Annotated in this window: 11 protein-coding genes; 2 read left to right on the top strand and 9 right to left on the bottom strand. The window is 36.7% G+C overall.

What is annotated here, in order from left to right:
- Positions 1 to 226 precede the first annotated feature (226 nt).
- Positions 227 to 358 (top strand): DUF6653 family protein, encoded by a 132-nt coding sequence (locus F6K27_RS03130; RefSeq protein ID WP_275670274.1) that lies wholly within the window; start codon positions 227 to 229, stop codon positions 356 to 358.
- 848 nt (positions 359 to 1206) lie between these two features.
- Positions 1207 to 1938: a DNA repair protein RadC gene (gene radC / locus F6K27_RS03125; protein WP_124143254.1), complete on the top strand. Its 732-nt coding sequence runs from the start codon at positions 1207 to 1209 to the stop codon at positions 1936 to 1938.
- 907 nt (positions 1939 to 2845) lie between these two features.
- On the opposite strand, the gene F6K27_RS03120 is transcribed toward radC, so the two are convergent.
- The 9 genes from F6K27_RS03120 to F6K27_RS03080 all read right to left on the bottom strand — a co-directional run bounded on the left by F6K27_RS03120 (position 2846) and on the right by F6K27_RS03080 (position 14690).
- Complete coding sequence (locus tag F6K27_RS03120; RefSeq protein ID WP_287300838.1) at positions 2846 to 5323, bottom strand: HD family phosphohydrolase; 2478 nt, start codon at positions 5321 to 5323, stop codon at positions 2846 to 2848.
- Between the two features lie 60 nt (positions 5324 to 5383).
- Positions 5384 to 6523: an ADP-ribosylglycohydrolase family protein gene (locus F6K27_RS03115; RefSeq protein WP_287274089.1), complete on the bottom strand. Its 1140-nt coding sequence runs from the start codon at positions 6521 to 6523 to the stop codon at positions 5384 to 5386.
- An 874-nt stretch (positions 6524 to 7397) separates the two neighbouring features.
- Positions 7398 to 7844: a type II 3-dehydroquinate dehydratase gene (gene aroQ / locus F6K27_RS03110; RefSeq protein ID WP_124143251.1), complete on the bottom strand. Its 447-nt coding sequence runs from the start codon at positions 7842 to 7844 to the stop codon at positions 7398 to 7400.
- Positions 7845 to 7872: 28 nt separating this feature from the next.
- Positions 7873 to 8007, bottom strand: coding sequence for a hypothetical protein (locus tag F6K27_RS03105; RefSeq protein ID WP_275670273.1), 135 nt, complete (start codon positions 8005 to 8007; stop codon positions 7873 to 7875).
- A 292-nt stretch (positions 8008 to 8299) separates the two neighbouring features.
- On the bottom strand, positions 8300 to 9565 hold the full coding sequence (locus F6K27_RS03100) for a competence/damage-inducible protein A (protein WP_287274091.1): 1266 nt from the start codon (positions 9563 to 9565) through the stop codon (positions 8300 to 8302).
- A 190-nt stretch (positions 9566 to 9755) separates the two neighbouring features.
- Positions 9756 to 9917 carry a hypothetical protein gene (locus F6K27_RS03095; RefSeq protein WP_287274093.1) on the bottom strand — a complete coding sequence of 54 codons (162 nt, stop codon included), beginning with the start codon at positions 9915 to 9917 and terminating at the stop codon, positions 9756 to 9758.
- A gap of 1072 nt (positions 9918 to 10989) precedes the next feature.
- Positions 10990 to 12048, bottom strand: coding sequence for a glycosyltransferase family 4 protein (locus F6K27_RS03090; RefSeq protein WP_287274194.1), 1059 nt, complete (start codon positions 12046 to 12048; stop codon positions 10990 to 10992).
- Positions 12049 to 12695: 647 nt separating this feature from the next.
- Complete coding sequence (glyA, locus tag F6K27_RS03085; RefSeq protein ID WP_287274095.1) at positions 12696 to 13973, bottom strand: serine hydroxymethyltransferase; 1278 nt, start codon at positions 13971 to 13973, stop codon at positions 12696 to 12698.
- A 108-nt stretch (positions 13974 to 14081) separates the two neighbouring features.
- Positions 14082 to 14690 (bottom strand): nitroreductase family protein, encoded by a 609-nt coding sequence (locus tag F6K27_RS03080; RefSeq protein ID WP_287274097.1) that lies wholly within the window; start codon positions 14688 to 14690, stop codon positions 14082 to 14084.
- Positions 14691 to 14878 lie beyond the last annotated feature (188 nt).

The following is a 14878-nucleotide window of genomic DNA, read 5'->3' as shown; positions in this document are numbered from 1 at the left end:
GCCCCTTAATATTTACTTGATTTCGGCAGCTCTAAAATTTTGTGTAAGTCCCGTAGCGATCGCTTCGACGTAAAATTATTGATTTACAAGCATTATAGTCTAATTTTACCAGTTAAGTTGTGTAAGTCTCAATATTGAAACTCCCAAACATCATCAACCCGTAATTAATATTCTTAATCTCATTTCAACAGTTGGTTTAATCTTTTGTATTTAGGGATTAATTAAGTTGAATATCTGGCCGATTTTATTAGGAGTTGTTCTAGTACTTTTAAGTAAGATGTGGTTTCTCGATCGCATGGTTTGGTTATATGAAGAAATGAAAGATGCTAATTCAGAATATCAGAGTTGGTTGTATTAGTAATAACCTGAAAATTATATGCAGAAAAATCTAGAGGAAAATTGACGATATTGCTGATTTAACCCTTGGCAATTACCAACTCCTAATAATTTTTAATCAGCTTGATCTTGGTCTTAAACTATTATTTATCAAAACTTTTTTTCTATTTATCCTTTAAATAGTCAAGCAATATTAATTAGACATCTCCAGAAAAGAGGGAGTAGGGAGTATGCATTAGGGACGTTGCATGGAAAGTCCGTAGGGAATATACAGAAATAATTAATTATTTTTGTACGATATTAATTTTATTTTTTATTATTGGAGATGTCTATTGTATATTTGATGGTCAGCTTAAATAGGTAGGAAAAAATATAGCATATTCGGTCGTATATAAAGTACAGATATTAACAATTAAATGTTCTCAGTGCAGGCATCTTGCCCGCTATGGGTGTACCTCACACTTGGTGGAATATGCTGTATTTTTAGATTGATTTATTGTACACAAAAGTATATTTTTTATGCCCTACTCCTTACTCCCTACTGACAAATATTAAATTAATTTTGCACAGGTACTTATAGTTTTCTTCTCACCTCCTGAGATAACTTAGACATAATCTGGCAGTAAAAATTCTAGGTATCCAAAATAATACGGAGTTGTATGAAGTTTTTGTTTTGTGTCTAGTTTCTTGGAATAACTTATGTTATGTTTAGAAATTATTGACCTTAGTTTTTTCATAGTGCATCAATGACCAAAATATCAGGTCTCAAGCCTCCCCTTTAAAGGGGATGAAAAAAGAAACTTCAGTATTTCAAGCCTCCCACTTAAGCCGGAAGTACTGATAACTGATAACTGATAACTGATAACTGAAATGACCTACAGTCTTAGAATTGCAGACTTACCGAGCAATGAACGACCACGGGAAAGATTAATTGCCTCTGGTCCGAAAAGTCTTTCCACTGCAGAATTAATTGCTATTCTCTTAGGTACAGGTCAGGGAAAAGGGAAACTTTCTGCTGTAGGTCTCGGACAATATATACTCAATCAATTAAGTCAACATCAGCGCGACCCCCTCTCAATTCTCCGTAATATTACAGTTCAAGAATTAACTCAAATTCATGGTATTGGTACAGCAAAAGCAACAACTATTTTGGCTGCCATTGAATTAGGAAAAAGAGTATTTCAATCTCGCCCTCCAGAATTAGCTCTTGTTGAAAGTCCACAAGCTGCTGCAGATGCTTTAAGTCAAGATTTAATGTGGCAAACCCAAGAAAAATTTGCAGTTTTACTCTTAGATGTAAATAACCGCTTACTCGGAACTCAAGTAATTACCATCGGTACCGCAACAGAAACATTAGCTCATCCCCGTGAAATTTTTCGAGAAGTGATTCGCCAGGGTGCAACCAGAGTTATTATTTCCCACAATCATCCTTCGGGAAATGTGGAACCTAGTCCCGAAGATATCAACTTAACACGCCAATTGTTAGCAGGAGCGCAATTTTTAGCTATTCCTCTACTCGACCATATCATTATGGGTAATGGAGAACATTCCAGTCTGCGCCAAGCGACTAATTTATGGGAAGAATATCCTCAAGGAGATTGATATATAGCGCTACGCGCAAGTCAGAAGTCAGAAGTAAGTAGGGCTTGCTGATTAAATATAAAAGCATTGACATATAAAGACAAGTGCCTTTTTGGGAACGAAAAAAGTGCGCCTGTTTCAGCTCTTCACGCTCATGCATGGAGCGTATTTTAGGCGCATAGTTGGGCAGAAAAATCATTCTTACAAAACGCCCGCTCCTACTTCCTCGCTCCCGATCCATTTCTCCCCTCCACCGGAGGGGGAGGGGCGAGGGGTGGGTTGTCTCCTGTCTCCTACCCCTACTAAAATACTTTTTCAGCAAACCCTAAGTAGGGGCGAATGGCCATTCGCCCCTACAGAAGCGATCTCTGACCCTCGTTTGAGCATTTAGGAATGTCCGAAGCTTTGCTTCGACTGCTATAGCAGTAGGTTCTTTGGCGTTTGACAATAAATTTGAGTGAAAAGGGAGTAGGTAGCACAGAACAGGAAATAGAAGAATTTCCTAACTTATTTGTGTAGTGCTTATCATAAGCATATTTTCAAAGTATTAGAGAAAAGCGATCGCCAATATATAGCAGTGGCCACTATAGTTAGGATTTGATATTATTAATTTTTATAGCAGTCGAAGGAAAGGGCACGGACATATTAAAAGCTTAAAACTCAGACAACGCAAGATATTTCCTTCCCTCCTAGATAACTAAACGCCTCCTTCCTTCTTGCTTTTTACTTCTTCCTTGTATTAGAGAAAAGCGATCGCCAATATATAGCAGTGGCCATTATACTATAGTTAGGATATCAGGCAATTATGATGATTCATTACGCGAGCAAGATGCTCGCACTAATTGTCAAACACCAACTTGGCGGTTGCTATAACTAATCGCCTTTTTCCTTCTTCTTTCTTCTTTCTTCCTTCTTTGTTGAAAAACATTTAATTAGAACTAACAACTGACTTTACAGTTTTTACTTGGTTTGGATTCATTGCCGCTTTAGGATAAGCAATACGTTTGTGATTGTACTGTTCCCAAACTTGTACAAAAATTTCGGCAATAGTTGACATTTCTGCCCTTGTCAAACCAGAATCAGCCAATTGATTATCCTGCCAACGTGCCCGCATAATTTTCTTCACCATCTGTAAAGCATCTTTATGAGTCACATCTTTGAGCGATCGCAATGCTGCCTCACAAGAATCTGCCAACATCACAATAGCAGTTTCTCGCGATTGTGGAATCGGTCCTGCATAGCGAAACATCTCTTCCTTAACTACCTTTTCTCCCTTCTCAGATCTTTGTTTAGCTTGATAATAAAAATAAGCAATTAACATTGTACCCTGATGTTCAGGAATAAACGCCCTAATAGCCTTTGGCAATCGGTGTTTACGAGCCATTACCAATCCTTCCGTAACGTGCTTTCTGATAATTTCCACACTCACCCACGGATCTTTAATTTCATCATGTTTATTCGGTCCACCCATTTGATTTTCAATAAATCCTAATGGATCATGCATTTTACCAATATCGTGATACAAAGTACCCGTTCTCACCAATTCTACATTACAACCAATTGCTCGTGCTGCCGCTTCTGCCAAACTTGCCACAAACAGAGTATGCTGAAAAGTACCAGGTGCTTCCGATGCCAAGCGCTTCAACAGAGGACGGTTAGGATTAGCCAATTCAGACAAACGAATCGAAGTAATCAAATCAAACAAATGCTCCAAATATGGACTCAAACCCAAAGCAACAATACTCCAAACCAAACCTACTAATGCTTGCAAACCTACCTGATCTATGATTGCATACCATAGTAATTCTGGTGTGGCACGGACAATCAAAGTTATCAACAAATAAACAGTACCTTGAGTTAACCCTACCCCTAAACCTAACAATGCTTGTTCTTCACGCGATCGCATTTTTTCAGCTATTACACTGCCAACAATACCACCAGCAGCACTGGCAAACCAATCTATTTTGTCAACATCCATCCCAATAGGCAGTATCACAGAGATTAATCCCACCACTGTCACTCCCATAGTTGAACCATAGAAAGTTCCTACCAATAATCCAATTGCTGGTAAACTACTCCATGGTACTTTCAAGGCTATCAGTAATGGTGCACTCAAACTCAAAAGCAACAAAAGTATATTATCTCTGTGCCTTAGACCAGATTTAAATTGCCTTTCTACTAGAACTACTATACCTACAGATCCACTAACAATACCTACCAAAACCCGCAAACCATGCCAATTAACTGTACGGCCACTTAAGTCAAAATGATCTAGTAACACAAATGCCTTACGGCTAATATTTTTCCCCTGCTGAACAATAATTTCATTCTCTCTGACCTTGTATGTAACTGTTTCAATCTCTTGTGCTGCCAGTTCAACTGATTGTTTAGTGCCTTCTGAATCTAGAGATAAATTAGCTTCCAAAGCTACCTTCAAAACATTGATTGCTAAATCTTCCGCCACCACAGGAACTACACCATTTACTTGTAACTTCAGTGCTTTAACCCATTCCTGCTTAGGTAGATTTGGCGATATTCCTTGAGCTAGCATTCGCTCTTTTACAATTTCAATACCTGTTTGAGTTTTTTCCCAGTCAGTGTCAGAAAGTTCTAGTAAAGTAGAATCATATACCTCATAACCTTCGAGTTCTTGCTGTTTAGCCAGATATTCTGTTGCGTCTTTGTACAAATCACGAGCTTGTGAAATCTCCTCCAAAACTCTTTCATAGTTTTGAAAAAAACTTTTTTTGCGATAAGCTAATAATTCTGAAATTGCTTGTCGATCCTTACTACTAATAACTATAGAATTTTGACTATATTCCTGATAGTCTGCTAGGACTGATACCCTAGTCAATAATCGATCGTCTATAACGTTATCATTGTTACTGACAAGTTCTATTGAGTTTTTAGTTAATATAGAATCAGAAGTTCTTCCTGGTTGAGGCCCTGGAGGTCTTTCTTTTAACTCTTCCTCTACTGTTTCTTGAATAGTCACCCACTTTTCTTGGGAAACTTGCTGTAGGTGCAGCTGAGTATTTGTTGATAATATACCTGTATTGACAAATGGAAAATTAACAACTTTCTCTCTGACTTGATTACCCAGTGCCAGTATTTCAGCTAATTCTTTGTCAACTCTTTGATTGACTGACTCATTAATCATCAATACAGTGATGTCACCCAGTCTAGCTGATTTGCGCTGCTCTTCAGTCACTTTATTGTCGGGAACTATAGCACCTTTCGGAGCACGGATAGTTTGAGGAGCAACAGTTCCCTCATCTAACTTTGGCTGACTGTAGTAACGTTGACCCATAGTACCTGTTAGAGATGCTATTGTTAACACCACTAAAATTGGTGAAGTTGCCAGAGTTGACCAACTCGATAATTGTTGTTTTTTCTGGGGCTTCAATAATTTCCCAATTAAATGTGTCAGATGCATATTTGTTGATGTCTAAACATCATAGAGTTTTCAATATCCACTAGCTTTGCGTGGGCGAGGACGAATTATATTCCTGGCAGCAACTACTGGCACTATATTTTGTGTCATATTATTTGGGTCATAAACTCCACACCAAACTGCCCAAAGTTTTTTGGCCAACTTCAGAATTTCTGCTTCATTTATTCCCAAAAGTTCTGCTCCCATTTTTTGTCGCCATTCTACAGGAATTCCAGTAGTACTGTTATAAGCTCCTGATAAAGTACCTACTATAGTACAGATTTCGGTTGCCCATTTTGTTCTTGAACCTCGTAATATTGATAAACTCAGGTCTTCCGGGGTACTGAGGAAGCAGTATAAGGCTAAACAGATAGGTAAGAAAAAAGGACAAGAGATAGAGTTTTCTTGTTCTTCAGAAAATATCTCCTGTCTTGAACAAGATTTAAGATTTTTTGATAATTGAGTTATTGCAGTATCTAAATTTGCTTTTTGATTAATCAATTGTCCTACTTGTCTTAGTTGCCCTACTAATGGTTCTTTTTCTCCAATATAGTCGATAATTTTGGGTATTATAGTTCGGGGATCTAGTTTTTCTGTCAAAGCTTGGGCTATAAGATATCCAATTGCTAAGTTACTTGGATTGATATCTGAGTAATTTTGCCAAACTTTTCCCCATTGCTGTAATTTTTTTTCCAGTTTCAATTCATCTTCGTGATATAGCAAGGTTACTGGCAAGCTTGCTATAACTGCATTACTAGCTGTAGGATAAAATACATCATCTTTATCTATGTAGTAAATATCGGCCAATTCATTATCAAATATCTCTGGAAATTTTTCTACTTTTTTTTGAGAATATTTTACCTGACTTGTTTTGCCACTTTGGTCTTTTTTATTAGTCCAATTATCTTGCCATTCTTCATAAACTTTCTGCCAATCTTCTTGATTAAATTCTTGATTTCTAATTAAGCTATTTGCACAATTAGCTGTAATTTCTCCCCATTTTTGCAATTTTTTTTTATCTAAATCTAGGTTAAATTTATGTTTATTTATCGATATTTTATAATTTTTTCGTTCTTTCTCTGTTTGTTGTTGCTCAAAGTAATAACCTAAATGATTACCTAAAACTGCTCCTAATAAAGTACCTTGGATTTTTGTTAATAGAGAATGCTGCATTATTTATTCATTTCTCCTATAAATTTATTTTTCTTAATATAGGTAATGAATAGTATAGGTAAATTTAATCAAGTTAGACCTACAGCAATTTTGGAGTTTACGAGGTAAAAAGTTTTACGAGTTGAGGGAATAGGGAATAGAGATTAGTATTAAATTGTAGCTCACGCTTCCTCAAAAGTGCTGTAAGTTTTATATATGCTTTTTCAGACTAACATTTATTCAAAACTTATTTAAGGTCGCTATCTATATTGAATTTTATTATGTCATCTGTACAGATTTATACTATTACTTATTCTCAAAATAAATGTTCTTTATATGAATAATTTAATTCTTGTGACTGGCATTAGATACTGTTTGTCAAAAAAAGATTAAGTAGGGTGTGTGACGGTACGTTTAACATTTATAGAATAATAGTCAGTTTTACTGCCACGCTCTGCTTGCTGTGGGAAGAGTGCGTTACCTAACAAGCTTCGTACCATAAACTATCTAATATTTATTTAACAAAAACTCTCTTAATATTGATGCCATTAATAATAGTTATTATTGAATAAGTATTATTTTTTATATAAAAGTTGTTTCTCTAATTCTTTGAGTAATTATAGTATTCTATGATTTGAGCTACATAGTTATTACTTGAATGAATCGTTAAAGTTTACGCTATTTTATTTATTAAATATTATTGAATAATTTATAGCGGTTTTCAAATAGATAGACTACAGTTGCCAAAGCATAATCCTGCTGTCTGCTCCCTACTCCCTACTCCCTACTCCCTAACCCAAAATAATTTTGTAGTCTACTTAAATGAAAAGTGTTGTAATTGATATATTTTTTTCAAATATAAAATTTCCAGCCATATTTAGATTTAGGCAATTATTTAACTGATAGTTTTTTGAAGATAATTAACTATTGCTTTTAACCCTAAAATATAACTTTCTGAACCAAAGCCACTGATCTGACCCACAGCTACTGGTGCTACAAAAGAATGATGTCGAAATTGTTCCCGACGATAAATATTACTCAGATGTACTTCTACCGTGGGAATATTAACCCCAGAAATAGCATCCCTAATGGCAATACTTGTATGAGTATATGCCCCGGCATTAATAACTATGCCTTGGTGTTGCTCACTAGCTGAGTGAATTACATCCACCAAGACACCTTCATGATTAGACTGTAATACAGAGATTTTTATTCCCAGGGCTTCCGCCTCTTGCTCTAACAGTCCATTTATATTATCTAAAGTTTCAGAGCCATATATTCCTGGTTCTCGTAGACCCAGGAGATTCAAATTTGGCCCATGTAAAACTAAAATGCTAAACAAATAATTTAAACGTTGAATGATAGAATTATCAGCGACGAGAGCGGTCTTTGACTGGAATGGGAATGAGTTCTGGTTCTGGTTCTGGTTCTGGACCTAATAAAGAATCAACCAGCTTGCGAGTCCATTCCTTTAATTTTTCTATTACCTTGTCAATGAAATCCATCAATATTTTATTCCCGCTGAATACTCTCACCTTTTATAGTGAGGGGTAAGCGGGGCGGGTTCTGCCGCTTCCCTTTTCATACAAAAGTTTTGAAAGATTTTAACAACTAAGCCACAAAATGATCAATAGTCATTGTGGCCTTTCGTTTGTTTATCTTTACTTTTATATTAACACTATCTTTGCTGTAGGGGTATATGGCCATTCAGCAACGATTCGGTTAAGTTGTCTGAAAAAACATGGATAAAAATCCACAATTTTATTTATTATCGTTTTATTATAATCAAGTATTTTATTATTGTAGTCTTCCAGCAGATAAATATAATTTTCTTCTCAACAGATCGAGAGCTGTACAGGCACTCACTCTTCTAATCCAATCTCTACTGCGTAAAGCACCAAAGCGGTATTCAAAACTTTCTACCTCACCAGTTATTTTTGCTATACCAATATAAACTAAACCCACTGGCTTAAATTCTGTTCCACCTCCAGGTCCGGCAATACCTGTAATACTGATTCCCCAGTTACTTCTTAACTTCTTCACCACCGCACTTGCCATTTGTTTTGCCACTGCATGACTCACAGCACCTTCTGTCGCTAAATCTTCCTGACTAACATCTAATAAAGAAATCTTTACAATATTTTCATAAGCGATAACTCCACCATGAAAATATTGCGAACTACCTGGAGTAGAAGTCAACATACTACCTAAACCTCCACCAGTACAAGATTCGGCCACAGCTAAAGTTTCCCCTGCATCTAACAATAATTTTCCTACTACCGAAGCTATAGAGTCATCATTAATGCCATAACAGTCAATTCCTGCAATATCTCGTATTTTTTGTTCTACAGGCAAAATTAATTTATCTGCTAATTCTTGAGACTTAGCACGAGCAGAAATTCGTAATTTTACCTCTCCATAATTAGCATAGGGAGCAACAGTAGGATTTTTCATTTCCAACAATGGGGCAACTTTTTCTGCCAAAGCTGACTCTGCAATGCCCCAAAATTTTAATGTCCGACTATAGATAGTTTCACCACACCAACCCTGATTCTGCATATAAGGTACAGCAGTTTCTTGCCACATTAATTTCATTTCGGTGGGAACTCCGGGAAAGGTCATTATTGTTACATTCGGCACTGGTTGCCAAATAATTCCTGGGGCACTACCAATAGGATTAGGTAAAATACTTGCACCCTGGGGAATTAAGGCTTGTTTTCGGTTACTGGCGGTCATGGTGCGACCCCGATGGGCAAATTTTTTGGTAATATCTTCTATTATTTCTGGTCTTTCCATCAGTGGAGTATTAAAATAGTCCGCGATGGTGGCCACAGTTAGATCGTCTGGAGTCGGGCCTAAACCTCCTGTGAAAATTAATATTTGGGAGCGTTGGGTAGCGATCGCTAGTATCTGTTTGATTCTTTCTGGGTTATCTCCTACTACGGTTTGATAGTAATGAGCTATTCCTAATCTTGCTAGTTCTTGGGCTAAAAATTGAGCATTACTATTCAGGATATCTCCTAATAGTAGTTCTGTTCCAACACATATAATTTCTGCAATCATATCAAATGGTAGTCCTAATTTGATGTTTAATTTTATCGCATTTCTCAAATTAATTAATTAGTAAGCATTCGGCAGTCAGCTATCAGCTATCAGCCTAAAAAGGCAGTGCGGACGATAATGGTATCTGGCAAGGGGAGCATTCCGGAAACGCTTTTTAACAGCTATGAGTTATTAACTGATTATCACAAGCTCAGGAGGAATTAGTCTCCAAGGAAAATTCAAACTTATGAATAAATTGGTCGCCTTTAGCCAACATTTGTAAGTTACTACGTTTCAAAACTTTTTGCGCAGCATTCCGCACCGAAAAGCTGAATGCTAATAGCTGAATTCTTACATTAATTACTACAAACAAAGCTAATACCAGTTTAATAAATATTTGCTACGAATAGTTAGGCTATTTCTTAGGAGTCACAGGGGAATTGCTTCAATACCAGTTTGAACGGTCGTAAATTCTCTTTTTTGTCAAAGGTACATTTCCTGCGAAATCTTTTTATCGCACTTATTATTCGTAAAATTATTTTTTCAAATTTGTATAATAGGTTAATTTAAGTATTGCTTGATTAACACTTGAAAGTTAATACTAAATTTCAGATGTAGTTGCCTATAAATATAATAAAATTTCAAAAATAATTGACCGAAGATAAGCGATAAAGACTAACAAATCTACATTTTATTGAGCCGGGAAGTAGGGTAGTAGGGACGTTGCATACAACATTCGTACAGGGAGAATTAAACAGAAGAATGATTAATATGAAATACGTTAATGTTTACTACCAAAGATTGATCGGGAGATGGGGAGGTGGGGAGATTCGTATATTTGCACAATTTTTTGTATTTCATATAACATTAACTGGGCTGCTAATTGGTAAAAAGTTTATTTGACCTGTATTAATTACTTAATAGCTGAAGTGTTACCTAAATTAGGCATTAATGCATGGGAATTGGTATTAATTTTGCTTAACTACTTACTTTAAGATTTTATTTAGCGCTCATTCTCATCGCAATAATAATTAAGTAATTAACACTAGCCTTATCACCTTTTTGATCATTAACACCAATTTGATAAATGTTTGCGACAAATAGCTAGGATATTTCTTAGGAGTCAGTGGTAGGGACAAACGGCCGTTTGCCCCTACAGGTAGGGGAGCTGTCGGTAGGGCAACGTACAGAATAAATGGATTTAATACCAGTTTTTAGGTCTGAATTTATCTTTTCAGTCCAAGAGACATCTTCTATCAAAGTAGGGGCGAATGGCCATTAGCTAGCGCACAACTACGTTAACGCCCTTACTGCCCCTATTATTCGTAACATTCTTTTTTCACGCTTGGTATAACACCCTAAGAGCACATTAATTATTATTATGTTTACTTCTCCCTCATTACCCCCACTCCCTCACTCCCCCATTCCCCTGCTCAATAAAACATTTAAGCTTGTTTGTGTTTCCACACTTTCCAACTCGTATAAACCAGTAAACCTGTAGCACTAAAAGCATAAATTGCGCCACTAGGAATACCAGAAAAAGCCATAGCTAAACTTCCTACCCAAAGTGTTAATGAATAGATAAAAAAAACTGTTAATCTTTGAGATAAACCAGCATCTAATAAACGATGATGAAGATGGCGTTTATCTGCAATAAAAGGAGATTTACCATTGCGTAAACGGTCTAGAATTACAGCAGACATATCAAGAATTGGCACTGCTAGTATTAGATATGGCAAAATAACAGAAGTAACCACAGTAGTTTTCACTAAACCTATTACTCCTACTCCTGCTAAAGTAAATCCTACATAATAAGCACCTCCATCCCCCATAAATATTTGAGCTGGATTAAAATTATAACGAAGAAAACCTAATGTTCCACCAGCTAAAGCTGCGGCAATTAAAGCTGCTGCTGGTTGATCCATAAATATACTTACAATTAACATCACAAAAGCTGCAATACCAGAAACACCAGCAGCTAACCCATCTACACCATCAATCCAATTAATCGCATTTGCCATCCCCACTAACCAGATAACAGTTACAGGCCAGCTCAGAATATTAATATGTACTAACCCATAAAAAGGAATTGTCAGAAATTCAATTTGTACTCCTACTATCCAAGCCATACTAGCAGCAATAGTTTGCATGAATAACCGAAATAAGGGAGATAAACCAAACAAATCATCTGCTAAACCAATTAGAAAAAAAGCTAAACTACCAATTGTTACACCCCAGATTTCAAACTCTTTTTCTGGAGGTAAAATATTGCCATTAGTATCTATAAATCCTCCTAACCACCAAACAACTAAAAGGGCAATTAGGCTACCAATAAAAATAGAAACTCCTCCCAAACGTACCATTGGCTGTTTATGAATTTTTCGACCACCTGGACTATCTACAAGTCCAATTTTTAAACCAATTTTGCGGATAATTGGTGTAATTAAAAGTACAACAAAAGTTGAAATTATTAAGGTAATCAAATGGTACAGATAATGAGGTATCTGAAGTAATGGGGGGTTAAAAGTTAATAAGAAATTATTAATGTGGTCTAGCATTATTAGGAGATTTTGCTAAGATATAAATAAATAATTGGGTTTTTTCATAAAAATACTTTAGTTTTTCCTCGTAGGACTTGAGCCTAAATACTATATATGGTGTATTTAAACTATAGTGCTACAGTATATATAGTATTTTCTGCCGATAAATAGGTATCGATCTATATAGGGTTTGCTGATTAAATCTAAAAGTACTGACAGATAAAGGTTTTAGCCTTTTTGGAGCGAAAAAAAGTGCCAACTTTTTAGCTTGAGTGACCAAAAAGTTAAGACAAAAGACAGACAAGCACAGAAAGATACAGGTACAATTATTCATCCTACTTTCTCTTTCTCCCCACCCTCCCCAAACTCTGCTTTTTTCAGCAAATCCTATATGGTAGAGACATTGTATTGAACACCTCTAATAATTCATAGTCTAATATACAGGTTGGGGATTAAATCTAGTCTTTAATTTGCTCGTAGCTCAAGACTAGAAATCAATCCCAAATTATTAAGTTACCGATTCACAATATCTATGTATAGTCACTAAAACTATAGTGCTATACATAAAACCTCAACTTCGGAAAAATCCTCAATTGTCCATCCAAAATTATTTAGACTAGACTGGGAACCTTAGCCATGAGATGAGGATAGAGAGGAAAGCGATCGCACAATGATGCTACCCTATCTCGACACATTTGAGCTACCCCTTCATCTTCTGGATTGAGTAACCGTTCCGCAATAATATTGCCTATTTCAGTAAATTCAGGAGCTTTCATACCTCTTGTGGTCATTGCTGGAGAACCTAGTCGGAGGCCGCTGGTGACAAAAGGAGACTGTGGGTCAAAAGGTACAGTATTTTTATTCGTAGTAATATTAACTCCACTCATCAATTTATCTGCCTTTTTCCCTGTCATACTTACTGACCTTAGATCCACCAACATAACGTGATTTTCCGTACCACCAGAAACTATTTTTAATCCGCGTTCTTGCAGTTGAGTTGCTAAGGCACTAGCATTTTCAATCACTTGGCCGGAATAAGCTTTAAATTCTGGCTTTAATGCTTCTCCGAATGCTACTGCTTTAGCTGCAATAACGTGTTCTAAAGGACCTCCTTGAGTTCCGGGAAATACTGACTTGTCCAGTTTTTTTCCTAATTCTGGGTCGCGGGTGAGGATTAAACCGCCTCGTGGCCCTCTCAAGGTTTTGTGAGTAGTAGTTGTGACTACATCGCAGTAAGGAATGGGGTTAGGATGGTGACCCGTTGCCACTAAACCAGCAATATGAGCAATATCTGCTAATAAATAAGCTCCAACTTCATCAGCGATCGCCCGAAATTTCTCAAAATCAATTATTTGAGAATAGGCGGAGTAACCACAAATTAGTAGTTTAGGTTTATGTTGCTTTGCCAGTTCGAGAACTTGGTCATAATCTATGGTTTCTGTTTCCTGACTGACACCATAATGATGAACATTGAACCATTTACCAGAAACATTAACTGGGGAACCGTGGGTCAAATGTCCGCCGTGGGATAAGTCCATTCCCATAATTGTGTCCCCTGGTTTTAACAAGGTAAGGAATACGGCAAAGTTAGCTTGGGCACCTGCATGGGGTTGTACATTGGCATGGGCAGCACCAAATAATTGTTTGGCACGGTCTATAGCTATTTGCTCAATTTCATCTATAAATTCACAGCCACCGTAGTAACGTTTACCTGGGAGACCTTCGGCATATTTGTTGGTGAGTACGGAACCTTGGGCGGCCATTACTGCTGCTGAGGTAAAGTTTTCACTGGCAATTAGTTCTAGGTGGTCTTGTTGCCGTCCATATTCTTTTTGAATTAGTTCTGCTACTAAGGGGTCAGTGTCAGCTAGAAAGTTAGCGTTAATCATGTTGTATATTTTTTGGGCTACATTAAAAGTATATGCCCCACACCGGAATTTAGGTTTTCAGTGTAGGGCAGAGGAATTTAGTTTAAACTAGCAGAGCTATAATTTAATTTACTTTAAGAATTTGTTTTCAATAACTAACTCACTTAATGGTAATTGTCCGGGTTTTGGCCAAGGAGCTTTAACTTTTTTGCCAATGGCTACCATAGGACCAATTACATAATCTTTGGGTAAATTAATTAATTCTGCTACTTTCTCAATATCAAAACCAATCATTGGGCAGGAATCATAACCCATCGCTTTTGCTGTTAACATTAAGGTCTGCATTGCCATACCTATTGAACGTTGAGCTTCATCTCGCTGCAGCCATTCACGTCCTTCATGGAAAGGCCCAATCATACCTACAAGTTGCTTGGCGACTTGCTCTGGAGCATTTTGCCAATAGCGATCGGCTTCTTTTTCCCAAGCTTTCACATCTCCTGTAAAGAGAATGAGTAAAGAAGCTTCTGTTATTTGAGCTTGATCGAAACCAAGTTTTCGGACCTCTTGTCGTAACTCTGGATCTCGAAGAATAACAAAACGCCAATGTTGAATGTTAAAACTGGTGGGAGCTTGAATTGTTGCTTCTAAAAGTTTTTGTTCTTCTTCAGGTGTGATTTTATGCTTAGGATCGTAATGTTTTACAGCGCGGCGTTGATAAATTACCTCTAAAGCATCCATTGAGTAAAACTTCTCTTTATAAGTTTAAGTTTGAGAAACTGAGTTTTTCCATGAAATGAAAAACTTAGTCTCTTGATTCGGGTTCTCTCTGTTAGGCAACGGTTTTGTTAAATTCTACCTGAAATTAGGATCAAAAAATCTACCTAATTTTTGAGTCCCAAAATAGATGGTCATTTGTAAGAGTTTTA

Origin of the sequence: Okeania sp. SIO2F5 (assembly GCF_010692685.1) — a bacterium.
Lineage (GTDB): Bacteria > Cyanobacteriota > Cyanobacteriia > Cyanobacteriales > Microcoleaceae > Okeania > Okeania hirsuta.
The sequence above is the reverse complement of the archived record's forward strand: the minus strand, read 5'-3'. Positions and strand labels throughout refer to the sequence as shown.